Below are 23,770 nucleotides of genomic sequence, written 5' to 3'. Positions count from 1 at the left end.
ATGCTGGGGGCAAGGGCCAAGATCATGAGATTGTTCCATTTTCAGCCCAGATGAAAAATCTTGCCGGGATTGAGGATATTGTCCGGATCGAGCGACCGCTTGATCTGACGCATCAGATCCACCGTACCCCCGAGTTCCTGCTCCAGAAATGCCATCTTCCCCTGCCCAATCCCGTGTTCGCCGGTGCATGTGCCATCCATGGCGAGCGCTCGCGCATTCAATCGGGCAACGAACTCTTCTGCCGTGGCAATTCCCGCGGCACTCTTGTCGTCAAACAACAGCTGCACATGGAAGTTCCCGTCGCCCGCATGGCCGACGATTGGCGCCAGCAAACCGTTTGCTTCGATATCGGCCTGCGTTTCGGCAACACAATCCGCGAGCCGTGATATTGGAACACAAACATCGGTCGAAAGTACGGCAAGGCCGGGCGCCAGTGCCCGCACCGACCAATAGGCATCATGGCGGGCTTTCCAGAGCTTGGTGCGCTCCTCCGGGCTTGCCGTCCACTTGAATTCGCCGCCGCCGCATTCGGCCGCGATTTCGGCAAAGGCGGCCGATTGCAGCGCTACCGTCTCATCCGTGCCGTGGAACTCGAGGAAGAGTGCCGGGCTCTCCTCATAGGGCAGATTGGCGTAGGCGATGCTGGCCCGCATCTGCAGCGCATCGACGAGCTCGATGCGGGCGACCGGAATGCCCATCTGGATCGTCATGATGACCGCGTCGCAGGCAGCTTTCACACTCGGGAAGGCACAGACCCCGCCAGCAATCTTCTGCGGAATACCGTGCAGGCGCAGTGTCACCGAGGTCAGGATGCCGAGCGTACCCTCCGCCCCGACGAAGAGCCGCGTCAGGTCGTAACCGGCCGAAGACTTGCGGGCGCGCCGCGCCGTACGGATTTCCTCGCCCGATGCGGTGACTGCCGTGACGGCAAGCACATTGTCTTTCATCGTGCCGTATCGAACGGCGTTGGTGCCGGAAGCCCGCGTCGAGGTCATGCCGCCGATCGAGGCATTGGCGCCGGGATCGATCGGGAAAAACAGACCGGTATCGCGCAGATAGGTGTTCAACTCCTCCCGCGTGACGCCCGGCTCGACCGTGCAGTCGAGATCCTCGGGATTGACCTCGATCACTTTGTTCATCCGGCTGAAATCGATGGAAATGCCGCCGTTCGGCGCATTGACCTGCCCCTCGAGCGAGGAGCCGGTGCCGAAGCCGATGACCGGCACCTTGTGATCGGCACACGCCCGGACGACGGTCTTCACGTCGTCGGCCGTCTCGGCAAACAGCACGCCATCGGGCAACTGTGCAGGAATGTAGGTGGTCGTGTGCGCATGCTGGGCGCGAAAGGACTGACCCGTTTGGAACCGCTCGCCGAAGCGCTGCTTCAAAATGCCGGTAACCGCTTCGATCCCCGCTTCGTTTCGCACTCCAGCCTTTGCGTCGCGCAGTGCCATGCCCTTGATCTCCCTGCATTCCACAGCCTGCTACAGCATCTGTAGCAGGCCGGGTATGAGGCAAGTCAAAGCGGCTGTCCAGCCAAGATTCGGGAAGATTTCATCCCATCTTTATTGCAGGAACCGCCGGCGCATTGAGCCGCGCAAAGCCCTCCTGCCGATAATAGGGGAAATAGGGGTAGGGCGGCGTCACGGCACTAACGGCATCGAGCCGCTCGATCTGCTCCTGCGTCAGGCTCCAGCCGACGGCACCGAGATTTTGCCTGAGCTGCTCCTCGTTGCGCGCGCCGATGATGACGCTTGAAACGGTCGGCCGGCCGATCAGCCAGTTGATGGCGATCTGCGGCACGGTTTTGCCAGTCTCGGCGGCAATTTCGCCCAGCACATCGACGATATCGAAGAGCTTCTCGTTATCGACGGGCGGACCGTATTCGGCCGTCTGATGCAGCCGACTTCCCTCCGGCAGGGGCGCACCGCGGCGGATCTTGCCCGTCAGCCTGCCCCAGGCAAGCGGGCTCCAGACCAGCGCACCGACCTTCTGGTCGGCGGCAAGTGGCATCAGTTCCCATTCGTAGTCCCGCCCGGCGAGCGAATAATAGACCTGATGGGCGATATAACGCGGATAACCGTAGCGTTCGGAAATCCCGAGCGATTTCATCAGCTGCCAGCCAGAGAAATTGGAAACGCCAACATAACGCACCTTGCCGGCGGCAACGAGCCCATCGAGCGCCGAAAGCACCTCCTCCACCGGCGTCGAGGCATCGAAGGCGTGAAGCTGCAGCAGATCGATATAATCTGTGGCGAGCCGGCGCAGCGCATCATCGGTGGCGCGGATCAGCCGCGCTCGTGACGTGCCCCAGTCATTCGGCCCCTCGCCCATCGGCAGAGCCGTCTTGGTCGAGATCAGCACGGCATCGCGCCGGCCCGAGATCGCCTGCCCCAGCACCTCCTCGGAGGCACCGGCCGAATAGACGTCAGCCGTATCGAACAAAGTGCAACCCGCCTCCAGGCAGATATCCACCATGCGCCGCGCTTCCTGCGCATCCGTCGTGCCCCAAGCGCCGAACAACGGCCCGCTGCCGCCGAAAGTGCCGGCCCCGAAGCTCAGCACCGGCACCCTAAGGCCCGATGCACCGAGATTTCTGTATTCCATGATCCAAACTCCTGTTCTCCAAGGAGAGATAGACCCAGCCGCTACGATGATATAGATTGCCTAAGATCATATCATCTGTGATTTAAATTCATCGTGAGCCGTCAGGACATCAATCGATCCGGAGAAATGGAAGTTTTCGTCAGCGTCGTCGAGCGCGGCGGTTTTTCCGCTGCCGCGCAAGCGCGACGCATGACGCCGTCGGCCGTCAGCAAGCTGGTCGCCCGGCTGGAGACAAGGCTCGGCGCGCGCCTCGTCAACCGCTCGACGCGCAAGCTGCAGCTCACACCGGAGGGCTGCGCCTTCTATGAGCGCAGTGTCGCTATCCTTGCCAACATATCGGAGGCGGAGCGTTTCGCTTCGGCAGGAGAACAGGCGGCGGGCCGCATCAGCATCAATACCAGCGGCTCCTTCGGCAATCATGTTCTGGCCCCGCTCGTCCCCGCCTTCATGGCCGAGCACCCGGGCGTGACACTCGATATCACCCACACGGACAAGGTCATCGACCTGCTGGAAGAGCGTGCCGATGTGGCGATCCGCGCCGGCCCGCTGAAGACATCGAGCCTGATCGCCCGCAAGCTCGGCGCCGCCAGGAAGATCATCGTCGCGTCGCCCGATTATCTCGCGCAATATGGCGAACCGCATTCGGCCGCCGAACTCCATGACCATCGCCGCATAGGCTTTTCCTATGCCCGGGCGCTGGAGGGCTGGCCGATCCTGGAGAACGGCGTGGAGATCACCATTCCGCTCACGCCCGGCTTGCAGGTCGGCGATGGCGAGGCCATGCGTTATCTGGCGCTCTCAGGCGCCGGCCTCGCCCGCATGACGGAATTCACCGTGCGCGCCGATATCGCCGCTGGGCGGCTCGTTCCGGTGCTCGAAGCGCTCAATCCCGGCGACCTCGAAGAATTTTACGCCGTCTATATCGGCCAGGGCGGACCACTGCCGGCGCGTGTTCGCGCCCTGCTTGATTTCCTTGCGAAACACGTCAGGCTTTAGATCGATTAGGTCAGATTCCACAATTGACCCAATGCCATCAGCACGCCTATACCGGATCTGAGCCTGCCGGCCCTCGCAGCCGGCCTCTTCATTCATACCGGGGCCTCCTCCCACCTTTGCCTTCGGGCCTGCTCCGGTCGAAAAGTTCGGGGACTACAGTTTTGGACGCAAGCAGCTTCCTTCAAAAAGCGAGCCTGCCCAAATGGGCATTGCTGCTCGCCTTGTCGGCCATATCAGTCCTTTTCCTCGAACTCTTCGCCCTGCCCGCCTCGCTGCTGATCGGCCCGATGGTCGCGGCCATCATACTGGCGCTCACCATCGGCAAAGGTCAGCTGCGCGTACCCTACTGGCCGCTGCAATTCGGCCAGGTGCTGGTCGGTCTCCTGATGGCTCGCAATATCACGCCCGATATCCTCGGCACCATGGCCAAGGACGCGCCCCTCTTCATCCTCTTCATTTTCTCGGTCATCGCCATTGCCGCCGGCCTCGGCTGGCTTTTGACACGCTGGCAGGTGCTGCCCGGCACGACGGCGGTCTGGGGCTCCACGCCCGGCGGCGCCTCGGCCATGGTCATCATGTCGGAGGCCTATGGGGCCGATGCGCGCCTGGTCGCCTTCATGCAATATCTGCGCGTCGTCTTCGTAGCGGTCGGCGCTTCGGTCATCTCGCGCCTCTGGGTCGCCGCCGATGGCGAGACGCCGCCGCCGGTCATTTTCTTCCCGCCGGTCGATTGGCCGGCTTTCGCCATGACGGTCATCTTCGCCGCCCTCTGCTGCTACACCGTCTTCCGCTTCCGCATCCAGGGCGGCAATATCGTGGTGCCGCTTTTTGCCGGAGCCCTGCTGCAGGGTTTCGGTCTCTTGAAGATCGAGTTGCCAACCTGGATCCTGGCGCTGAGCTACGCGCTGATCGGCTGGAGCATCGGCCTGCGCTTCACCCGCTCGATCCTCAAACATGCCGCCCGCGCCCTGCCGCGCGTCTCAGCCTCCATCATCATTCTGATGGCGCTCTGCGGCTGCATGGCATTCGCCCTTCACGCATTCGCCGGCATCGACCCGCTGACCGCCTATCTCGCCACCAGCCCCGGCGGCGCCGATTCTGTCGCTATTATTGCAGCCTCAAGCGATGTCGACGTGCCCTTCGTCATGGCCATGCAGACCGGTCGTTTCCTGATCATATTGCTGATCGGCCCGGCACTCGCCCGCCTCATCGCTCGCCGCTCCGGCCTTGCGGAAAACGCTGCTTAGCTAATGCGTCAATAGCTATAACCGCATATTCGCCACCATGAACCCTGCCTGAGTGCAATGACTCACGGCCATAAGCCGCCGCTTGCTCAGCAAAAATTTCGCAGAGCAAGCGAAGAGAAGCACCGGAACGTCAGCGCCCGGTGCCTCGGCTCATGCCACCAGACCCTTGGTCAGTTCGAGCGCCTGCCGCTCGAACAGCCGACGATAGATGCCGTTGTTGAGCCGGATGAGCGCTTGATGGTCGCCTTCTTCGACGATCATGCCCCTGTCGAAGACCAGCAATCGATCCAGCGCTCGCACCGTCGACAGGCGGTGGGCGATGACCAGCGTCGTGCGGCCATCCATCAGGCGCTCCATGGCCTGCTGGATCTGCACCTCACTTTCACTGTCGAGGCTGGAGGTCGCCTCATCCAGGATCAGAACCGGCGCATCGGCCAGGAAAGCGCGGGCGATGGCGACGCGCTGACGCTCACCGCCCGATAGCTTGACGCCACGCTCGCCCACCATGGTCTCATAACCCTTCGGTAGGTCCATGATAAAGCCGTGCGCGCTAGCCTGTTTTGCCGCGTTCTCGATCTCGCGCCTGGACGCATTCGGCCGGCCATAGGCGATATTTTCGGCGAGCGTGCGGTGAAACAGGATGGGCTCCTGCTGCACGATGGCGATCTGGCTGCGCAGGCTCGATTGCCTGACGTCAGCGATATCCTGTCCGTCAATCCGGATCGAACCCGATTTCACGTCATAGAGGCGCTGGATGAGCTTGACGAAAGTGGTCTTGCCCGAACCGGAATGCCCGACCAGTCCGACCCGCTCCCCCGGTTTGATGGTGACCGAGAAATCCTCATAAAGGGGAGTCGGATGAGCACCATACTGAAAGGTGACGCGGTCGAACACGATCTCGCCCTCGCCGATCGCGATGGCCTTCGCATTCGGCTTATCCTCGATGCCGAGCGGCGTCTTGTCGAGCAGCACGAGTTCTTCCATGTCGTTAACGGCGCGCTGCAGGTTTCTGATATCCTGGCCGACCGAGCGCAGATACCCCTGCAGGACGAAGAACATCGCCAGCACGAATGTGATGTCGCCAGGCGTCGCAAGCCCTTGCTGCCATATGATGAGGCCTGTGCCGAGAATGCCGGCCTGCATGGAAACCATCATGAAGCCCTGGATCGTGCCGTTCAGTGTCCCGCGTTTCCACGTCCGCCGCGTGCGGCTGTCCCATTTGGAGAGCACATGGCGCAAGCGCTCCTCCTCGCGCCTTTCGGCACCGAACGCTTTCACCACTGAGTTGCAGCTGATGGCATCAGCCAGCGCGCCGCCGAGCTTGGTGTCCCAGGCATTGGCAAGTTTCGCCGCCGGCGACACGAAACCAATGGAAAGCAGGACGGTCACGCTGATATAAACAAGCGACCCCGCAGCCACGATCAGGCCCATGATCGGCCAATAGGTGCCGAGCACGATGCTGGCACCCACCAGCATGACGACAGACGGCAGCAAGGCGATGAGAAGCAGGTCGTTGAGCGCGTCAAGCGCCCACATGCCGCGGGTGATCTTACGGACCGTCGAGCCGGCAAAACTATTGGCGTGCCAGTCGGTCGAGAAGCGCTGCACCTTATGGAAGCCGTTATTGACGACGTCAGCCATTATGCGCAGTGTCAGCCGGATGATCCCGCCGAAGATAAACCAGCGCAGGGCAACGCTGGTCAGGCCAAGGACCACGACGACAGCGAAAGCCCTGATGGCACCGCCAGCCGCATTGCCGCCGGCAATCGCGTCGACGATCTCACCGGAAAACACCGGCACCATGACTTCGGCCAGCGTGCTGGCGATCACCAGCAGGATAATGACGCCCACCAGTGCGGGCCGATGGGTCCATTGACGAAAAACAAAGCCGAGTACGTTGCGATACGCATCGGCACGGAAATCGAGCTTTTTGCGAGCCATTTTAACCAGTCCGACCCCGTGTTTCGGCAGCCGGCCCCAAAATGAAGAGTTGATGAACACAGTCGGAACGGGAGACGGATTCGTCTCGGCAGATCGGTCGAACTGTGAAAGAAATTAAAACCGCATCTCGCGCTCCCCTGGAGGGCCGCGAATTGGAATGACCTAGTGTCGCATCATTCCAGACGGGAGGACTTCGATGAATGCTGATGTCATACAACGCCTCCTTTGATTGATCTGCAGCGGTGGAGTTTTTGTACCGGACAAATTCAACTTTGCCAACCGATGTTTTCTACTTTGCGGAGAATGATGCGCGAATGACACAACAACTCGGCTCAAAAAGAGCCGCGTCGATCACCCGCCTTGCTTGGGTCCGCTCCTGAAATCAGGCGTGTAACGGCATGTTTTTATTCGCCTTACCGCGTAAAAATCACAGCCAGGCCTCGCAAATTCCACTTAAATCGGGAATGATCACATGCGGGACCACCGGAAGAATCTCCGCCGTTCTGGCCACGCTTGGCTAGCCGCAGGCTCAGTTATCCCCTACATTGACCTAATGAATATCATTGTACTGAAAAATGGATAATACCGGGCTGTCTCTCGACAGAATGCGCACTTTTGTTCGCGTTGCCGAACGAGGCAACCTATCTACGGTGGCAATGGAACTCGGCGTCGGTCAATCGACCGTGACACGGCACCTCAACGAACTCGAGGGCGCAGTCGGTGTGCCTCTCCTCAGTCGAACCACGCGTCGCGTGACCCTCACCGACGAAGGCAGCCGCTATTATGCCAACTGCCTTCAGGTATTACGCCTGGTCGAACAGGCTACCGAGGAAGCCAGAAATGCCCGTCGTGCGGCCGCGGGCGCTGTCAGGATTTCCTGTACTGCAGCGCTTGGCGTGATGCACATCACGCGACTCATCTTCGAGTTTCAGGACCAGCATCCGGACATCAGCGTCGATCTCAACTTGACCGACGAGCGCATCGACCTGGTTCGTGAAGGCGTTGACCTGGCACTCCGGCTCGGACCTCTCGCCGACAGCTCGATGAAGCTTCATGCGCTCGGAAAAAGCCACCGGCTGCTGGTCGGCGCTCCGGCTTATTTCTCCGTCCACGGGCGGCCGGAGTGCCCGGACGATCTCTCGCGATACGAAACCGTCATAATGTCCAATGTGGCCGGGAGCGATCAGATCGCTCTCTCCTCCGTCCATGGCGCGAATTTGACGGTTTCAGTCAATGGGAAGCTGCGCGTCGATCACGGGCTCGCGGCGCGCGAAGCCTTGGCCGCAGGACGCGGCATTGGTCCCGCCCACCTTTGGCTGGTTCACGATCTCTTGGAAAACGGTCGGCTCGAAGCCGTGCTCGAAGACTATCGTCCATCGCCGGTCCCGCTGAGCTTGCTCATCGTGCCCGAGCGCTCCGCCATTGCCCGCGTTCGTCTCCTTACCGACTTCCTTGTCGCCGAGGTTTCCAAACTGCCGGGGATCCGGCCATCCTGACTTTAGAGCCTTTCCCGGTCAGATTGAAGCATTCTGTTGGCTCAAACGGAGTCGAACGGTCAACCGGCCGGCGCGCGTCGTAGCCCAGATCTACGGCCAAGCCGGCCGGTCGATCAGGCGGCCCGTTTCGGCCAACCCCGGTGGTTTGCTTGCAAACCAGCTAGGGCCGGGCATCTTTGCGCCAGGATCAAAAGCGATCGGCTCGGACGTACCTTGGGTACGCCTTTCGCCAATTGCCTTTGCCCTGACACAAACCTGCTCCGGCAGAATGCTTCAATCTAACCAGGAAAGGCTCTAGAGCCCGAAAGATCGCTTGTCGCCGCGCCAGCCCGTCGTCCGAAGATACTGTTCCCAGTCGAGCGTGTCAGGATTCAGGCGACGGCTCCATTCCAGATCATGCTCCCTACCGAAAAAACCATATTCTACAGCGTACTCGACCATCCCCAGAAGTTCTTGCACGAAAAGCTCGTTGGCGGCGAACTCCGGAAAATACTGCAGCAGGCCACCCTTGGTGAAAGCATTTCGATATTCTGCCTTGAGGCCGGTTACCTCTCGGAAAGTTTCGACCATCTCGCGCGGAGAGATGACATCGCCGACGATCGGTAGCGTTTTCCCGTTGTAGCGCTCGGGATTTGAGAAAATTTCGAGCACGGCCGGCCCGGTCGCCGTCAGTGGATCGACAAAAGGCGCTCGAAAATCCGCGGGAAGATAGATCGGCAACACGAGCGTGTCGTCTTCCATGCGCGGCGGATAATATTCGAGAAGATTCGTGTAGAAGAATGCCAGCATGACGAAGGAATGAGAGATCGGCAGACCGCGAATATAGTCTGCAACGCGCGCTTTGTCGGTGAAATGCGGAGCAAACTTCGTTCCGCCGGAGATGGCGTCGACATTCTCGAGTGTGCTGAAAACAATATGTCCGACGCCTGCCTCGACCGCCGCATCCGCAAGTTGGCGGCCGATAGGAGCCTCTATTGTCTCCGGCGGCATGACGGGCGGCGTCATCAGAAATGCCCCGTCCGCGCCTTCGAAAGCGGTAACGAGATCCTTCCGGTAGCCGAGCTGGAGAGGGACGGTGACAATCTCGGCTCCAAGTTTCTCCAGATTTACAGCCTCGGGTGAATCCTTTTTCCGGGTCAGGGCGCGCACGCGGAAACGTCCGCTGCGAAGGAGCGTCGCTGCAACGCTGCGACCCTGTTTGCTGGTTGCGCCGACAATTGCGATAAGTGGCTTATCATTTGCAGACATAGTTGTACCTTGAACCTTTTTCCTATCACTGACCGGCGCCGCCGCGTAGCCATTCGGCCGATGCCTGAAAGCAGGTTATTCCATCAAACTTAATTGCTGTAGGCATGGGAAATGCATATGATAATGCCATTTTATGGATAAATGTACGCGCCGCTGAGCGCGGACGGGATCAAACTCCACGTAGGAAACGAGATCACGTCGGACCACGGATTGGGCTTCTGTTTAAGTCCGCTCTCCGAACGAGGACTGTGACAGCCCGCCATCGCGGGCATTCACCGCATTAAATCGCTGAAGCCCCACCCAGCGACCAGGCGTCACGCCATAGGCCTTCTTGAAATGCCGGATGAAATGCGCCTGGTCGGCAAAGCCCGTCGCCGCGGCCACATCAGCAAAACTCTCCCCCTCGCCCATCAGCGCCTTCGCCTGCTGCAGCCGTCGCATCAGCATGTAGCGGTGCGGGCTGGTAGCGAAAGCCAAGCGGAAATGCCGTGACAGGGTGAAACGATCGAGGCCGGTAATATTCTCCAGTTCGCCGGAGCGCACGGGCCTCAGCGCATGCGCCTCGAGATAATCACGTGCCGCCCGCACCTGCTTCCAGGCAACAGTGCCCAGCGCCCGCCTGCGCACCTGTGAATGCCGCGACAGGCCGCCCGCGACACGGCTGACGAAATCGTCGACGAATAGCTCGTCCAGCTCCCGGTCGAGCTCGCCGAGGGCGGCGAGCAGCACCTGCGCCAGCGCCCCATCGTCAATGACGGGCTGGTCGACAAAGGGCAAGCCGATCTTCTCCGCCGCCAGACATTCCATCAAAAGCGCCGGCTCCATGTAGAGCATGCGGTAATGCAGCCCGTCCTCGGTGGCCGCCCCGCCATCATGCTCCTCGTCGGGATGCAGCACGATCACCTGGCCCGGCATGCTGAAGCGCCGTTCGCCGCGATAGGTGAAGGTCTGCACGCCATGCAGCGTCACACCCAGCGCATAGGTATCATGCCGGTGCGGCTCGAACATATTGCCTGAAAATTGCGCCTCGATGCGCTCGATACCGGGAAAGGCAGGCGCAGTCAGGATGCCAGTGCCCGCCTGCGGCTCGCACAAACGTTCAAGACCCTCGAAGACCTGTGACGTTAGATCCTGGCTCAATGCCCTGTCACTACCTGATGAAAGAGACTGAAATGTTTGATACCAAAATTGCGATCGTCCTGCGAAACAATCTTGCCGGCTGGCAGAAGCTGAATGTCACCGCTTTCCTCTCGACAGGCATTGCCGGACAATATCCTGAGATCATCGGCGAGCCCTACAAGGACCGCGCCGGCAACCTCTACAACCCGCTATCCATCCAGCCGATCATCGTCTTGTCGGCCGACGAAGCGACGATATCGACGATCCATCGCCGCGCGCTGGAGCGCGACGTGACCTCCTCCGTCTTCATTGAAGAAATGTTTGCAACCGGCCATGACGCAGCCAATCGCGCCGTCTTCGCCGAATACGCCCCCGATGACGCCAAGGTCGTCGGCATTGCGCTCAGGGCCGACAAGAAGATCGTCGACAAGATCACCAAGGGCGCGACGATGCAGCATTGAGACGAATTCGCCGAAACAAAAAGGCCGGGCAATTGCCCGGCCTCCTGTTGCCTGGAAGTAGCCGATCAACCCTGGGTGATCGGCGCGATCTGGATTTCGACGCGGCGGTTCTGGGCGCGACCGGCTTCGGATGCGTTGGAAGCGATCGGCTGCGATGGGCCGAAACCGACGGCCGAAACGCGGCGGCCATCGATGCCCTGGCCCTGCAGATAGCTGGCAACCGACGAAGCGCGGCGTTCCGAGAGATCCTGATTATGCTGCAGGCTGCCCGTCGAATCCGTATGGCCGTTGATGTCGATGAGCGTGCGGTTGAACTTGCGCAGCACGATTGCCACCGAATTCAGCGTCGGATAGAAGCCGGGTTTCACCGCATCCTGGTCGACGTCGAAGGTGATGTTCGACGGCATGTTGAGGATGATGTTGTCACCCTGGCGGGTGACCGAAATGCCCGTGCCTTCGAGCTGGGCGCGAAGCTCGGCTTCCTGCTGGTCCATGTAATTGCCGATCGCGCCGCCGGCGAGCGCGCCGATGCCGGCGCCGATCAGCGCCGCATTGCGCTTGCCGTGGCCGCCGCCACCGACAGCGACACCGACGAGAGCGCCGCCGAGCGCGCCAAGGGCAGCACCGCCGGCGGTGTTCGATACCTTCTGCTCACCAGTATAGGGATCGGTCGTCGTGCAGGCTGAGAGGTAGCTCGCCGCAACGGCCAGAAGGATAAATTTCTTAATCATGGACAGGAGGTTCTCCGTTCGAAGCTGGTGCGAGCAGATATTAAGGAATGCGGCAACAAGATGAAGACACTAATCTGATAATCCAAATTCCCCATAGGAAACATCGGCCTGTTGCAGCCGTGCCCCGATATCACCAGCTTTCTTGTCAGGAATGCGCTACCCGAGCCCGCGACGCTTGGCATAGGCAGCCCGCGCCTCGTCCATGCGTGCCGAGTTTGCAACGACCCATTCGGCAAGCCCCCGGACCGGGTCCAGGAACTCCCGGCCGAGATCCGTCAGCGCATATTCGACCTGCGGCGGCGTTGTGGGCGTGACGGTCCGGGAAACGAAGCCGTTCTCCTCCAGCTCCCGCAATGTCGATGCCAGAACCTTCTGGCTGATTTCGCCGACTTCGCGGCGCAAGGCGTTGAAGCGCAGAGGCCCATGACCCAGCACGCGCACCACCAGCAGACTCCACTTGTCACTGATACGTGCCAGCAGGCGACTAATGTGATCGCAGGCGTGGACCTGTTCGCAATCGCCGATGTCCTCGCAAGCGGCGGTTTCCTCGCGGTTATCTGGTTTCAATAAAGTGCCTCCTTGTGCGATTCCGCAAACCATCCGTAATCTGGTTACCGTTGGAAACCAGCATACAGGAGGTTACTTTGAATTCTAAGCCCCGCATCGCCGTTATTATCGGCTCTACCCGCCCCACCCGATTTGCCGATGCCCCGGCACAATGGATATTGAAACAGGCCCAGGCCCGCGAAGATCTCGATGTTGAACTGATCGACCTGCGCGATCATCCGCTCCCCTTCTTCGACGAAATGGCATCGAACCTGTGGATGCCGAGCCAGAACCCGGAAGCAGTGCGCTGGCAGCAGACGGTTGGTCGCTTCGACGGTTACATCTTCGTCGTTGCCGAATATAACCACTCGATCACGGCCTCCCTGAAGAATGCGCTCGACCAGGCCTATAAGGAATGGAACCGCAAGCCTTTCACCGCCATCGGCTATGGCGGCACCGGAGCGACGCGCGCCGTCGAACATCTCCGAGGAATCGGCGTGGAACTGCAGATGGTCTCCACCCGTGCTGCCGTTCATATCGGCGGCGGCGATTTCATGGCTGTGCATCCGGCCTTCGGCAACAAGCCGATCAGCGAGATCGAAGCAAACCTCCTCCAGACGGCAAAGACCGCCCTCGACGAACTGGCATGGTGGGCAAAGGCGACGATGGCTGCCAAGGCCGCCGAGGCCTGAGCCAGGAAAACCGCGCGGCAGGCATGACCCACCGCGCGGTTACAGGATTGAACCGGGATTAGAAGTTCTGGAAGAGCTGGCGAACCTTGTCGTAAGAGGCGTTGGCGATATTCAGCGCCTGGAGGCCGAGCTGCTGCTGGGTCTGCAATGCTTTGAGCTTGCTTGATTCGGCTTCCATATCGGCATCCACGAGGCGGCCGATACCCGAGGTGATATTGTCGGACAGGTTCTTGGCGAAGTCGTCCTGTATGCTGATGCGCTTTTCGAGCGCGCCGAAGGCCGAGCCGACGGTCGTCAGTTGTCCGAGCGCCGCATCGACGACGCTGATCATGTCGTTCAAATCCTGTTTGCTGGTCGTCGCGGTGAGGCCGATTTCCGTCTGGCCGGCGGTATTGCCGTTCTTGCTCTTCGTCAGCACCCAAGTCTGCGTCGTGCCGAGTTCGGTGGCGAAATAGGCGGACGTCAGCACACCATATTCGCCGGTACCGCCTGCCCGGTCGTCGATCACATAGCGCGCATCCTTAGAAGAGGTCGCGCCGCTCGGCGGGATGTCGATATGGTAGCTCAGCATGCCGACGGATACCGTGCCGTCCGAATTGCGGATGAAGGAGGCCGGGATCTGGCGCGGCTGCGTCGGCGTGGTGGTATTGTCGAGGATGATCCAGTTGTCGTTGTTGAAGCCCGCGCCTTCGGAAACGCTGCGTAGCTGCGCTTTCAACTGTTCCAGCTCTTCGCCGACCTTGGTCTTGTCGACGCCCTGCTCCGTCGCGGCGACAAGCTTTGCCTTGATCTCGGTGACGACGTCAATGACGCTATCGACGCCGGCGGACGCCGTTCCCATCGTGGCCGCCGCCATGCCGAGAGCATCCTGAACGGCAGACAGGGCCTTGTTGTCGGAACGCGCTGTCGTTGCGACCGACCAATAAGCAGCATTGTCCTGGGCCTTTTCGACGCGCAGACCCGTCGTAACGTGGTTCTGCGTCACCGTCATATTCCGATTAATGTCACGCAACACATAAAGCGCCGCATCCACGGAGGTGCGCTGATAAATACTCACGGTACGAACTCCAAAACACAACAGGACGCAACTAAACAGGATGTACCGAAATCACGCGGACATTCATGTCCGCCGTCGCCGGAAAATCGGCGCAATGGCCTTCGGAAAACTGGAGAAGACCGACCGGTTACTGAGCGCAATCATTGCCTGTTACGCTTAACAAACGGCTAAAGTTCAGAAGTAATTTATCTTATTCCACAAGACTTCATTCACCATAAAAAACCCGCCGGAGATATCCGGTCGGGCTTTTCGAGAATATTGAAAAGGCTTACTCGCCCCTCTTACTCAGCAGCCTGAAGCTGTTCCTCCGACACCGGTTTCGGGCGCGTCGCATGCGTCATTTCCTCGTGCAGGCGGGCTTCCTCATGGGCATGCGGCTTGGCGAAGCGGGCAATCAGCAGATAGGCGACGGGCGTGATGAACAGCGTCACAAGCGTTGCAAAGCCGAGGCCGCCAACGATGACCCAGCCGAGTGCCACACGCGCTTCCGCACCGGCACCATGGGCAAAGACCAGCGGAACACCGCCAAGGATGGTGGCGATCATCGTCATCATGACCGGGCGCAGGCGAAGCGCGCAGGCCTTCTCGATCGAAGAGCGCACATCCTCGCCATGATCGCGCAGCTGGTTGGCGAATTCCACGATCAGGATACCGTTCTTCGCCATGACGCCGACAAGCAGCACGAGGCCGATCTGGCTGTAGATGTTGAGGCTGGACCCGGTGATGACAAGCGCGAAGACGGCGCAGGCAAGACCGAGCGGCACCGTCGACATGATGATCAGCGACGACAGCACGCTTTCAAACTGAGCGGCGAGCACCAGGAAGATGATGACGATCGCAAAGCCGAAGGTGAGCGCCATGCCGCTCGAATTCTCCTCCAGCGTCGCGGCTTCGGCGAGCGGCAGCAGGCGGGCGCCGGGCGGCAGCAGCGGCGCTGCCACCTGCGTGACGTTCTTCACCGCATCGCCGAGCGACATGCCGTTCTTGAGGCCGGCAGTGATCGCGACGGAAGCGAGCTGCTGCTCGCGGTTCAGCTGCGGCGCAACCGAGCCTTCCTTCAACGAGGCGATAACCGACATCGGCACGATCTTGCCGTCGCCGGTTTTCAGGAAGACGTTTTCGAGATCGGTCGGATCGTCGATCGGCCGCATCGTCGAGGTCAACAGCACCGGATAGGATTCGCCGTTGACGAAGACGTCGACCACAGAGCGTCCCTCGAGCAGCGACTGAATGGCGGTGGAAAGCCCGGTAATGTCGATTCCGAGATCGGAGGCCCGTTCGCGGTCGATAGCGACGGAAACCTGCGCCTGCGACGGCTCGTTGCTGAGGCGCGGCGTATCATACTGGCCGCTCGCATCGAGTTGTTGCACGAGCCTAGCAGCCGCCGCCGTCAGTGCCTCGTGATCGTTGCCGATCAGCGCCATCTGCAAGCCGCTGCCGGCCCCGCGGATGCGCAGGCTGTTCGAGGAGATCGCGTTGCCGCGCAGTGCTGGCACCTTGAAAGCCGCCTGGTTGATATCACGCACGATATCGGCTTGCGTGCGGTGACGTTCGCCCCAGGGCGCCAGCGTCAGCACCATGAAGCCGCTATTGGACGAGCCGCCCTGGCCGGAGATCGAGAAGACGTTACGGATCTCGCCGCTATCGACGAGCGGCTGCAGATATTCTTCCACCAGCTGCATCTTGTCGCGCGTATATTCGAGGCTGGAGCCCTGCGGCGTCGTCAGCCGCATCATTACCATGGCGCGGTCTTCCTCTGGCGTCAGCTCGCTCTTGACCGTACCGAAAGCGATTACCGCAGCGCCGCCGAAGATGAGCGAGAAGACGATGACGACGACGGGGGCGTTCAGACAGGCATGCAGCGCCCATTTATAGGCGCCGGCGAAAGCCCCGCCAAAGCGGCCGAGCAAACCGTGATCCTCGATCATCGGCTTGGTCAGCATCCGCGAGGCAAGCATTGGACACAGCGTCAGCGCGACGATCGACGACAGGCCGACCGAGAAGGCAAGCACGAAGCCGAATTCGCGGAAGAGGCCCCCCACCTGCCCCGGCAGGAAGGAGAGCGGGATGAAAACGGCAGCAAGGGTGGCCGTCGTCGCGATAACAGCGAAGAACACCTCGCGCGTACCGAGCACGGCCGCCGCACGCGGCCCCATGCCCTCGGAACGCCTGCGCACGATGTTTTCGAGAACGACAATGGCGTCGTCGACCACGAGGCCGGTTGCAAGCACGATCGCAAGCAGCGTCAGGATGTTGATCGAGAACCCGACCATGTAGATGGCGGCAAGTGTACCGATCAGCGCCACCGGCATGGAGACCGATGGAATCAGCGTGGCGCGCCAGTCGCGCAGGAAGAGATAGATGACAACCGTGACGATGACGGCAGAGAGCAGCAGCGCCAGTACCACTTCGTGGATCGCGCCCTGAATGAACACGGCGTCGTCACTGGTAATCGCGATCGTCGTGCCCTTCGGCAGCGTCTTGGAAAGCTGGTCGACGGCAGCGTGAATGCCGGCGGAAATATTCAGCGTATTCGACTGCGCCTGGCGGATGATGCCGAGACCGATGCCCGGCTTGCCGTTGGAACGCAGCGCCGTTTCGCCGTCTCGTGGCCCGAGCGTTACGGTCGCAACGTCGCCAAGACGCACATTGTCCTGCAGGATGACGTTCTGAAAATCTTCCGGAGTCTGCAGGCTCGCAGTGGCGCGCACCACGATATCCTGCATCATGCTCTTCAGCGATCCGGCCGGCACGTCGAGCGCCGCATTGGAGAGTGCCTTGGTCAGATCCCCGACGGTCAGACCGCGGCTGGCGAGCGCGCCCTGATCGACATCGACACGGAAGACCTTTTCCTGATCGCCATATTCCTCGACATCGGCAACGCCGTCGACGGAGGCGAGACGGTCCACCACCTCGTTTTCGACGAGCTGCGTCAGGTCGTCCATGTTGAGCGTATCGGACGTCACCGCAAGGCGCATGATCGCCGAGGAATCAGAATCCGCCTTGACGATCTGCGGCGCATCCGCCTCGTCAGGCAGGTTCTGAGTGATGCGGCCGATCGCGTCGCGCACGTCGTTGGCGGCAACCGCCAGATCGATGGAATCGGAGAATTCCAGCGTCACGCGGCTCTGACCGAACGAAGAGCTGGACGAAATGGACTTGAGACCGCTGACACGAGCAACAGCGCCTTCGATGACCTTGGTCAGCTCCTGGTCGATCGTCTGCGGCGAAGCGCCGTCGAAGGTGGTACGAACCGTCACGACAGGCCGGTCGACGTCAGGCAGCTCACGCACTTCGACGCCGACATAGGCTGCGAGACCTGCCACCACCATCAGCGTGTTGAAGACGAGCGCCAGGATCGGGCGCCGCACGAAAAGCGCGGTGAAGGTCGCCTTGTTGGATTCTGGCTTGCCGGGGTGGATCTCGGTCACGCTCATTGGGCGCTGACCTTGTCGTTGGAGGCGACGTCGGTCGCCACCCGCACCGCGCCGTTCTCGCGCACGCGCTGCAGACCCTGCGTGACGATCTGATCGCCATCCTTCAAGTCAGCCTTGACCAGCACGTAGTCCGGATTGCGCTGCACGACGGTGACACGAACCTTGTGCGACTTGTCATCGGTCACCCGCCAGACGAAGGAGCCTTGCGAATCCCACTGCACCGACAGCGGATTGACGGCCGGGTACTTGTCACCAGCGAATTTCATGCTGACGGCAAAGGACATGCCAGCGCGCAGTTCATCCGAACTATTGTCGATACGTCCGCGCAGGCGCAACGTGCGGCTCGCGGAGTCGATGCGGTTATCGACCGCCTCCAGCACGCCGGAGAAGATCTTGCCCGGCCGGGCCACCGAAGTGGCCTCGACCGCCTGACCGACGGAAACTGTATTGGCGAAGCGCTCCGGCACCCAGAAGTCGACGAGGATTTCCGTGCGGTCATCAAGCGTCACGATCGGCGTCGAAGTCGTGACATTGTCGCCGATATTGACTGGCACGATGCCGACGATGCCGTCGATCGGCGCCACGATATTGCGGCGCTGGAGATTGAGGTCGGCAGCCTGCAACTGCAGCCTTGCATTCTGCTCGGCGATCTCGGAATCAAATACGTCCATGCGCGACACACTGGACTTGATGTTGTGATAGAGGTTGGACTTCTCAAGCGCACTGTTCAGCGCCACCTGCGCCTGACCCTGGGCGATCACCTGCTCTTCGCTGTCGAGCTTGGCGAGAACCTGGCCCTGCTTGACCGTATTGCCCGACTTGATGAGGATTTCGCGGATCGTGCCGGTTGCCTGCGGCGTAACCGCGACGGAGCGGATCGCATCGCCCGTGCCGATCGCGTTCAGCCGATCGTTGACGGTGCCCTGCACCACGGCCTGTGTGACGACGAGAACAGCCGAATTGCGGCCGCCGCCTGCGCCGTTGCCTCCGCCACTGCGACGGTTCTGCCCCTGCCCACCCTGGTTTTGTCCACCCTGGTTTTGTCCGCCCTGGCCTTGCGCGCCGGCATCGGCCGTTTCTTCAGCCGTGGGCGCGATCATGGAAACGATATTGTCGGGAATTCCGGCATTACGCATCGTTTCGCCAGCACCAGGCACAAAATAAACCCACGCGGCAAAGCCGGCGACAATCGCGACGATGCAAAGTACAAACTGCTTCCAAAAGGGCATTCACGTCTCCGGGAGGGACTCGAGGTTGTCCAGGGTCGGTCGAGAGAGGCGTGCGAGACAAAGAGTCTCGCCTGGTGCGACAATATCGCATCTTTACCCGGCCGGCAGCAAGCGTAACCACCCGTCATTACAGATTTGTAATATCAGCAAACTTTGAAAATAACCCGTCTGCTCACTTTTACTTGAGCAATGCTGGGGGCCAGTTCCAGCAACCGTGCTCCGATCGAGCGAATACGGAAATGCTCTAGATGCGGCGCTCCCGGCGCCACGTTCCCGGCGAAACACCATTCAGCGCCGTAAAAATGCGTGTCAAATGGCTCTGGTCGGCAAAACCGCAGGCAACCGCGATCTCGGCGATTGACGCCGTGCCAAGCAGCATCTGCCGCGCCTTCTCCGCCCGGTATTCCATGAGCCAGCGATGCGGCGTGCGGCCCGTCGATTTTTTGAAGGCGCGGATGAAATAGCTGGTCGACAAGCCGCATTGCGCAGCGACATCCGATATCGTCGCCTCCCGCGCCGTCAGCGAGGCAAGGAAGGCGGTCGCCGTGTTGAGCTGGCGTGCCGAAAGCCCGCCGCTGCGCTCGGTGGGCAGGTTGACCTTGCCGTAGCGCGTTACCAGATGCGCCTGCAGCGCCAGCAGGACGTGATCGACGAAAAGCGCGCTGGCATGCGCTGGCTGGCTGAGCGCCGGCAGAAGTGCCATGGCTAGCCCCTGCACGACCGGATCGAGCTGGCCCTGCCCGCAATCGAGCCCGCTAAAGCCGGAACGCCCCGCCTCGTAGCTGAAATCGGAAAGCCCTTGCCGAGATATATTGAAGCGCATGTTATCGAAAGAGGAGCGATGATGGCAGCGCCATTCCTCTGCGAGATCGGTGATCGCCAGCGCACCTGCCGGATGGCCGCCGTCATGGATGAGCTTGCCGCGGCGCCACAGACGATGGTTGTCGAACGGCTTCAGCTGCGCGATGACGCTAAAGGCATCGGCCTGGGGAATCGGCCCGCTCTCGTCATGATCGGCGCTGTTGCTGCGCATGCGCACAATCGACACCGCACCGGCTTGAAGCAATGAAACCTGTGGCCGAGACGCCAATTCAATCACCCCCGTTTTCGAATTGCCTCCCGCTGTCCCAATGACATCATTTCCCCTCAAAATCCACTGGGAGAATTAAACCGGCAGCCCCTCTCCGGGGCCGCCGTCCGCTCTGTTCATTCTGCTTTACGGGATTCAGGCCGCTTCCTGGAAGGCCTTTTCCAACGTTGCGACATCGAGCTTGACCATCTGCAGCATTGCCTCGGTCATCTTCTTGGCATTGCCTTTGCGCGCGCCGCTCATCATCTCGGCTAGCGCCTTGGGCACGATCTGCCAGGAAAGACCCCAGCGATCCCTAAGCCAGCCGCATTGTTCTGCCGTACCTCCGTTGCCGATGAACCCATTCCAGATACGATCGACCTCCGCCTGATCTTCGCAGATGATCTGCACGGAATAGGCATGGTTGAACGGCTCGAACGGCCCTGCCTGCATGGCGATGAAATTCTGGCCACCGAGCGTGAACTCCACAATTTCGACACTGCCTGGAGGGCCGCTCGGCGTTTCCGCCGGCACGGTGGTGATGTCGCCGATTGCTGAATTGGGAACCAGCGAAACATAGAATTCCACCGCCTCGCGGGCACCTTCGGCAAACCAGAGATGCGATATGACCTTGACCATGAAACATCCTCCTTTTGGTCGTCGTTCATGCCTCTAGGACGCGCGAACGCTGACCACCCCGACAGCGCCGCGCAAAAATTTCTGGGTGGCTCTTTGGCTGCTCCGATACCTGCCTGCCACCTCTGCACCTGGAAGCAATTTTTGACAAAAGAGGGTGAGAACCGACAATCTGATTTGGCTTTTGCCAAGTAGGTTCCCGTCAAATCGCGGCCTCGCACGTCGGGGAAAGCGATTCACCGCAAGCTTCCGAAGCGGCGCTTGACGGTCCAATCCTTGCCTTCAAGGCCTCATGACTAGGGAGAACGAGAATGTCGAAATATCTTGAAGTCCTCACACCGCAGAACAGCCAGCTGATCTTCATCGACCAGCAGCCGCAGATGGCCTTCGGCGTGCAGTCCATCGACCGCCAGACCTTGAAGAACAACGTGGTCGGTCTCGCCAAAGCTGCCAAGACGTTCAAGGTGCCGACAACGATCACCACGGTCGAGACCGAGGCCTTCTCCGGCCATACCTATCCGGAACTGCTGGCCGTCTTCCCGGAAAACACCATTCTCGAGCGCTCCTCGATGAATTCCTGGGACGATCAGAACGTCCGCGATGCCCTGGCGAAGAATGCCGCCAGCGGCCGCAAAAAGGTCGTCGTGTCAGGCCTCTGGACGGAAGTCTGCAACACGACATTCGCACTCTCCTGCATGCACGACACCGACTATGAGATCTACATGGTCGCCGATGCCTCGGGCGGCACATCGGTCGATGCTCATAAATATGCGATGGATCGCATGGTGCAGGCCGGTTGCGTTCCCGTCACTTGGCAGCAGGTGCTGCTGGAATGGCAGCGCGACTGGGCACGCCGCGAAACCTATGACGCCGTGACGACAATCGTGAAGGAACATTCCGGCGCCTACGGCATGGGCGTGGATTACGCCTATACCCATGTCCACAAGGCACCCGAACGCGTCAAACATGGCGAGCGCATCGGCCCGAACCCCGCCAAGTAAGCCTGATCGGCGAGAGCGGCGCAGCCGCTTCCGCTCTCCTGCATGCCGCAATGAATCGAGGCCCCAAATGAAAATCTATCTCCTCTCCCTCGGAGCCGGCCTTCTCGTCGGCATTGTTTACAGCCTGCTCAACGTCCGCTCGCCGGCCCCGCCGGTCGTGGCGCTCGTCGGCCTTCTCGGCATCCTGGTCGGCGAACAGGTCATCCCGTTCGCGAAGACCTTGATCAACAGGGAGCCGGCAGCCGTCTCATGGCTGAACCAGATAAAGCCGCATATGTTCGGCCATCTGCCGAAGGGCAACGCCCCCTCCGAAGTCAAGCCTTCCGACAAGGTCTGATACCGCTCGCGCTCGAGGACGAAGACAATGGAAAATACGACCGCCGACCTCATCTTGCATCACGGCCTGATCACCACGCTCGACCGTTCCAAGCCGGCTGCCAGCGCCGTCGCAATCAAGGACGGAAAGTTCCTCGCCGTCGGCCACGACGCCGAGATCATGGCGCTCAAGGGCCCGGATACGAAGGTCATTGATCTCAAGGGCAGGCGCGTCCTTCCCGGCCTGATCGACAATCACACCCACGTCGTGCGCGGTGGCTTGAACTTCAACATGGAACTGCGCTGGGATGGTGTGCGCTCGCTTGCCGACGCCATGGACATGCTGAAGCGCCAGGTGGCCATTACACCGCCGCCGCAATGGGTCCGCGTCGTCGGCGGCTTCACGGAACATCAGTTCGCCGAAAAGCGCTTGCCGACCATTGAGGAGATCAATGCGGTCGCCCCCGACACCCCGGTCTTCATCCTGCATCTCTACGACCGCGCGCTGCTGAATGGCGCCGCGCTGCGTGCCGTCGGCTACACGAAGGACACGCCGAACCCGCCCGGCGGCGAGATCACCCGCGATGCGAACGGCAACCCGACCGGCCTACTGCTTGCCAAACCGAATGCCGGCATTCTCTATTCGACACTTGCCAAAGGTCCGAAACTGCCCTTCGACTATCAGGTCAATTCCACCCGCCACTTCATGCGCGAACTGAATCGCCTCGGGGTAACAGGCGTCATCGACGCCGGCGGCGGCTTCCAGAACTATCCTGATGATTATGCCGTCATCCAGAAACTCGCCGATGATGGCCAGATGACCGTGCGCCTCGCCTACAATCTTTTCACTCAGAAGCCGAAACAGGAGAAGGAAGACTTCCTGAACTGGACGTCTTCGGTGAAGTACAAGCAGGGCACGGATTACTTTCGCCACAACGGCGCCGGCGAAATGCTGGTCTTTTCCGCTGCCGACTTCGAGGATTTCCGCCAGCCGCGCCCCGACATGCCGCCGGAAATGGAAGGCGAGCTGGAAGAGGTCGTGCGCGTGCTTGCGGAAAACCGCTGGCCCTGGCGCCTGCACGCCACCTATGACGAGACGATCAGCCGCGCTCTGGATGTCTTCGAAAAGGTCAACCAGGATATCCCGCTCGAAGGCCTCAACTGGTTCTTCGACCATGCCGAGACGATTTCCGAACGGTCGATCGACCGTATCGCCGCGCTCGGCGGCGGCATCGCCGTACAGCACCGCATGGCCTATCAGGGCGAATATTTTGTCGAGCGTTATGGCGTGGGTGCGGCCGAAGCGACCCCGCCCGTCGCCCGTATGCTGGAAAAGGGCGTAAAGGTTTCCGCCGGCACCGATGCCACCCGTGTGGCCTCCTATAATCCGTGGGTCTCGCTCTCCTGGATGATCACCGGCCGTACTGTCGGCGGCATGGCGATCTATCCGCGCCGTAACTGCCTCGACCGGGAGACGGCGCTACGCATGTGGACCGAGAATGTTACCTGGTTCTCCAACGAGGAAGGCAAGAAGGGCCGCATCGAGAAGGGCCAGTTCGCCGATCTCATCGTGCCCGACAAGGATTTCTTCGCCTGCGCCGAAGAAGAAATCTCGTTCCTCACCTCGGAGCTCACAATGGTCGGCGGCAAGATCGTCTATGGATCAGGCACCTTCGCGAGTTTCGACGAAAACCCAGTCCCGCCCGCCATGCCCGACTGGTCGCCGGTGCGCAGTTTCAAGGGTTATGCCGCCTGGGGCGAACCTGAAGGAGCGGGCAAGAACTCGCTGCACCGCCGCCTGATCTCTTCCTGCGGATGCGCCAACGATTGCAATGTCCACGGCCATGCGCACGCCAATGCCTGGAGTTCGAAGGCGCCCGTCTCCGATCTCAAGAGCTTCTGGGGTGCGCTCGGCTGCGCCTGCTGGGCCGTCTGAGGATAG

Annotated in this window: 20 protein-coding genes; 8 read left to right on the top strand and 12 right to left on the bottom strand. The window is 60.7% G+C overall.

Annotation, left to right across the window (positions count from 1 at the left end):
- Positions 1-41 precede the first annotated feature (41 nt).
- Both EV281_RS14870 and EV281_RS14865 read right to left on the bottom strand, forming a co-directional pair.
- Positions 42-1,454 (bottom strand): FAD-linked oxidase C-terminal domain-containing protein, encoded by a 1,413-nt coding sequence (locus EV281_RS14870; protein ID WP_132653850.1) that lies wholly within the window; start codon positions 1,452-1,454, stop codon positions 42-44.
- 100 nt (positions 1,455-1,554) lie between these two features.
- Positions 1,555-2,607 carry an aldo/keto reductase gene (locus EV281_RS14865; protein WP_132653849.1) on the bottom strand — a complete coding sequence of 351 codons (1,053 nt, stop codon included), beginning with the start codon at positions 2,605-2,607 and terminating at the stop codon, positions 1,555-1,557.
- A gap of 93 nt (positions 2,608-2,700) precedes the next feature.
- Here EV281_RS14865 and EV281_RS14860 point away from each other — a divergent pair, with 93 nt between their 5' ends.
- Together EV281_RS14860 and EV281_RS14855 are read left to right on the top strand one after the other, a co-directional pair.
- Positions 2,701-3,603: a LysR family transcriptional regulator gene (locus EV281_RS14860; protein WP_132653848.1), complete on the top strand. Its 903-nt coding sequence runs from the start codon at positions 2,701-2,703 to the stop codon at positions 3,601-3,603.
- Between the two features lie 161 nt (positions 3,604-3,764).
- Positions 3,765-4,850, top strand: a complete 1,086-nt coding sequence (locus EV281_RS14855) for an AbrB family transcriptional regulator (RefSeq protein WP_132653847.1) — start codon at positions 3,765-3,767, stop codon at positions 4,848-4,850.
- Positions 4,851-5,000: 150 nt separating this feature from the next.
- Here EV281_RS14855 and EV281_RS14850 read toward each other — a convergent pair whose 3' ends face one another.
- Complete coding sequence (locus EV281_RS14850) at positions 5,001-6,791, bottom strand: ABC transporter ATP-binding protein (protein WP_132653846.1); 1,791 nt, start codon at positions 6,789-6,791, stop codon at positions 5,001-5,003.
- 575 nt (positions 6,792-7,366) lie between these two features.
- Between EV281_RS14850 and EV281_RS14845 the strand changes: the two genes are divergently transcribed.
- Positions 7,367-8,287: a LysR family transcriptional regulator gene (locus tag EV281_RS14845; RefSeq protein ID WP_132653845.1), complete on the top strand. Its 921-nt coding sequence runs from the start codon at positions 7,367-7,369 to the stop codon at positions 8,285-8,287.
- 294 nt (positions 8,288-8,581) lie between these two features.
- On the opposite strand, the gene EV281_RS14835 is transcribed toward EV281_RS14845, so the two are convergent.
- Entirely contained in the window at positions 8,582-9,535 is a 954-nt protein-coding gene (locus EV281_RS14835) for an NmrA/HSCARG family protein (protein ID WP_132653844.1), read from the bottom strand.
- Between the two features lie 222 nt (positions 9,536-9,757).
- Positions 9,758-10,675, bottom strand: a complete 918-nt coding sequence (locus tag EV281_RS14830; RefSeq protein WP_132653843.1) for an AraC family transcriptional regulator — start codon at positions 10,673-10,675, stop codon at positions 9,758-9,760.
- A 32-nt stretch (positions 10,676-10,707) separates the two neighbouring features.
- Between EV281_RS14830 and EV281_RS14825 the strand changes: the two genes are divergently transcribed.
- On the top strand, positions 10,708-11,115 hold the full coding sequence (locus EV281_RS14825) for a DUF2000 family protein (protein ID WP_112541292.1): 408 nt from the start codon (positions 10,708-10,710) through the stop codon (positions 11,113-11,115).
- Positions 11,116-11,180: 65 nt separating this feature from the next.
- On the opposite strand, the gene EV281_RS14820 is transcribed toward EV281_RS14825, so the two are convergent.
- Both EV281_RS14820 and EV281_RS14815 read right to left on the bottom strand, forming a co-directional pair.
- A complete protein-coding gene (locus EV281_RS14820) occupies positions 11,181-11,846 on the bottom strand; it encodes an OmpA family protein (RefSeq protein ID WP_132653842.1) in 666 nt (221 codons plus the stop codon).
- A 156-nt stretch (positions 11,847-12,002) separates the two neighbouring features.
- A complete protein-coding gene (locus EV281_RS14815) occupies positions 12,003-12,413 on the bottom strand; it encodes a helix-turn-helix domain-containing protein (RefSeq protein ID WP_132653841.1) in 411 nt (136 codons plus the stop codon).
- Between the two features lie 77 nt (positions 12,414-12,490).
- Here EV281_RS14815 and EV281_RS14810 point away from each other — a divergent pair, with 77 nt between their 5' ends.
- The gene (locus tag EV281_RS14810) at positions 12,491-13,084 is read left to right on the top strand and encodes an NAD(P)H-dependent oxidoreductase (RefSeq protein WP_132653840.1); all 594 of its coding nucleotides are present in this window, start codon (positions 12,491-12,493) and stop codon (positions 13,082-13,084) included.
- Positions 13,085-13,142: 58 nt separating this feature from the next.
- Here the strand turns inward: EV281_RS14810 and EV281_RS14805 are convergent, their stop codons facing one another.
- From EV281_RS14805 to EV281_RS14785, 5 genes are all read right to left on the bottom strand, one after another.
- A complete protein-coding gene (locus EV281_RS14805; protein ID WP_132653839.1) occupies positions 13,143-14,141 on the bottom strand; it encodes a flagellin in 999 nt (332 codons plus the stop codon).
- Between the two features lie 281 nt (positions 14,142-14,422).
- Positions 14,423-17,578, bottom strand: coding sequence for an efflux RND transporter permease subunit (locus tag EV281_RS14800; protein ID WP_132653838.1), 3,156 nt, complete (start codon positions 17,576-17,578; stop codon positions 14,423-14,425).
- Positions 17,575-18,807, bottom strand: a complete 1,233-nt coding sequence (locus tag EV281_RS14795; protein WP_132653837.1) for an efflux RND transporter periplasmic adaptor subunit — start codon at positions 18,805-18,807, stop codon at positions 17,575-17,577. Before EV281_RS14795 ends, EV281_RS14800 begins: the two co-directional genes overlap by 4 nt.
- A gap of 244 nt (positions 18,808-19,051) precedes the next feature.
- Positions 19,052-19,840, bottom strand: coding sequence for an AraC family transcriptional regulator (locus EV281_RS14790; RefSeq protein ID WP_132653836.1), 789 nt, complete (start codon positions 19,838-19,840; stop codon positions 19,052-19,054).
- 192 nt (positions 19,841-20,032) lie between these two features.
- Entirely contained in the window at positions 20,033-20,515 is a 483-nt protein-coding gene (locus EV281_RS14785; protein WP_132653835.1) for a VOC family protein, read from the bottom strand.
- A gap of 308 nt (positions 20,516-20,823) precedes the next feature.
- On the opposite strand from EV281_RS14785, the gene EV281_RS14780 reads away from it, so the two are divergent.
- From EV281_RS14780 to EV281_RS14770, 3 genes are all read left to right on the top strand, one after another.
- Complete coding sequence (locus EV281_RS14780; RefSeq protein WP_132653834.1) at positions 20,824-21,513, top strand: hydrolase; 690 nt, start codon at positions 20,824-20,826, stop codon at positions 21,511-21,513.
- Between the two features lie 67 nt (positions 21,514-21,580).
- Positions 21,581-21,850, top strand: a complete 270-nt coding sequence (locus tag EV281_RS14775; RefSeq protein WP_132653833.1) for a XapX domain-containing protein — start codon at positions 21,581-21,583, stop codon at positions 21,848-21,850.
- A gap of 27 nt (positions 21,851-21,877) precedes the next feature.
- The gene (locus tag EV281_RS14770) at positions 21,878-23,764 is read left to right on the top strand and encodes an amidohydrolase (protein ID WP_132653832.1); all 1,887 of its coding nucleotides are present in this window, start codon (positions 21,878-21,880) and stop codon (positions 23,762-23,764) included.
- The last annotated feature ends 6 nt before the right edge of the window (positions 23,765-23,770 follow it).

Origin of the sequence: Rhizobium sp. BK418, from assembly GCF_004341105.1 — a bacterium.
GTDB lineage: Bacteria > Pseudomonadota > Alphaproteobacteria > Rhizobiales > Rhizobiaceae > Rhizobium.
This window is presented reverse-complemented; position numbering and strand designations above follow the sequence as displayed.

Bases quoted from the DNA above. Each gene is read 5' to 3' on its own strand.
- EV281_RS14870 (WP_132653850.1), bottom strand. From the start codon at position 1,454: ATGGCACTGCGCGACGCAAAGGCTGGAGTGCGAAACGAAGCGGGGATC.
- EV281_RS14865 (WP_132653849.1), bottom strand. From the start codon at position 2,607: ATGGAATACAGAAATCTCGGTGCATCGGGCCTTAGGGTGCCGGTGCTG.
- EV281_RS14850 (WP_132653846.1), bottom strand. From the start codon at position 6,791: ATGGCTCGCAAAAAGCTCGATTTCCGTGCCGATGCGTATCGCAACGTA.
- EV281_RS14845 (WP_132653845.1), top strand. From the start codon at position 7,367: ATGGATAATACCGGGCTGTCTCTCGACAGAATGCGCACTTTTGTTCGC.
- EV281_RS14835 (WP_132653844.1), bottom strand. From the start codon at position 9,535: ATGTCTGCAAATGATAAGCCACTTATCGCAATTGTCGGCGCAACCAGC.
- EV281_RS14825 (WP_112541292.1), top strand. From the start codon at position 10,708: ATGTTTGATACCAAAATTGCGATCGTCCTGCGAAACAATCTTGCCGGC.
- EV281_RS14820 (WP_132653842.1), bottom strand. From the start codon at position 11,846: ATGATTAAGAAATTTATCCTTCTGGCCGTTGCGGCGAGCTACCTCTCA.
- EV281_RS14800 (WP_132653838.1), bottom strand. From the start codon at position 17,578: ATGAGCGTGACCGAGATCCACCCCGGCAAGCCAGAATCCAACAAGGCG.
- EV281_RS14795 (WP_132653837.1), bottom strand. From the start codon at position 18,807: ATGCCCTTTTGGAAGCAGTTTGTACTTTGCATCGTCGCGATTGTCGCC.
- EV281_RS14790 (WP_132653836.1), bottom strand. From the start codon at position 19,840: ATGCGCAGCAACAGCGCCGATCATGACGAGAGCGGGCCGATTCCCCAG.
- EV281_RS14785 (WP_132653835.1), bottom strand. From the start codon at position 20,515: ATGGTCAAGGTCATATCGCATCTCTGGTTTGCCGAAGGTGCCCGCGAG.
- EV281_RS14780 (WP_132653834.1), top strand. From the start codon at position 20,824: ATGTCGAAATATCTTGAAGTCCTCACACCGCAGAACAGCCAGCTGATC.
- EV281_RS14775 (WP_132653833.1), top strand. From the start codon at position 21,581: ATGAAAATCTATCTCCTCTCCCTCGGAGCCGGCCTTCTCGTCGGCATT.
- EV281_RS14770 (WP_132653832.1), top strand. From the start codon at position 21,878: ATGGAAAATACGACCGCCGACCTCATCTTGCATCACGGCCTGATCACC.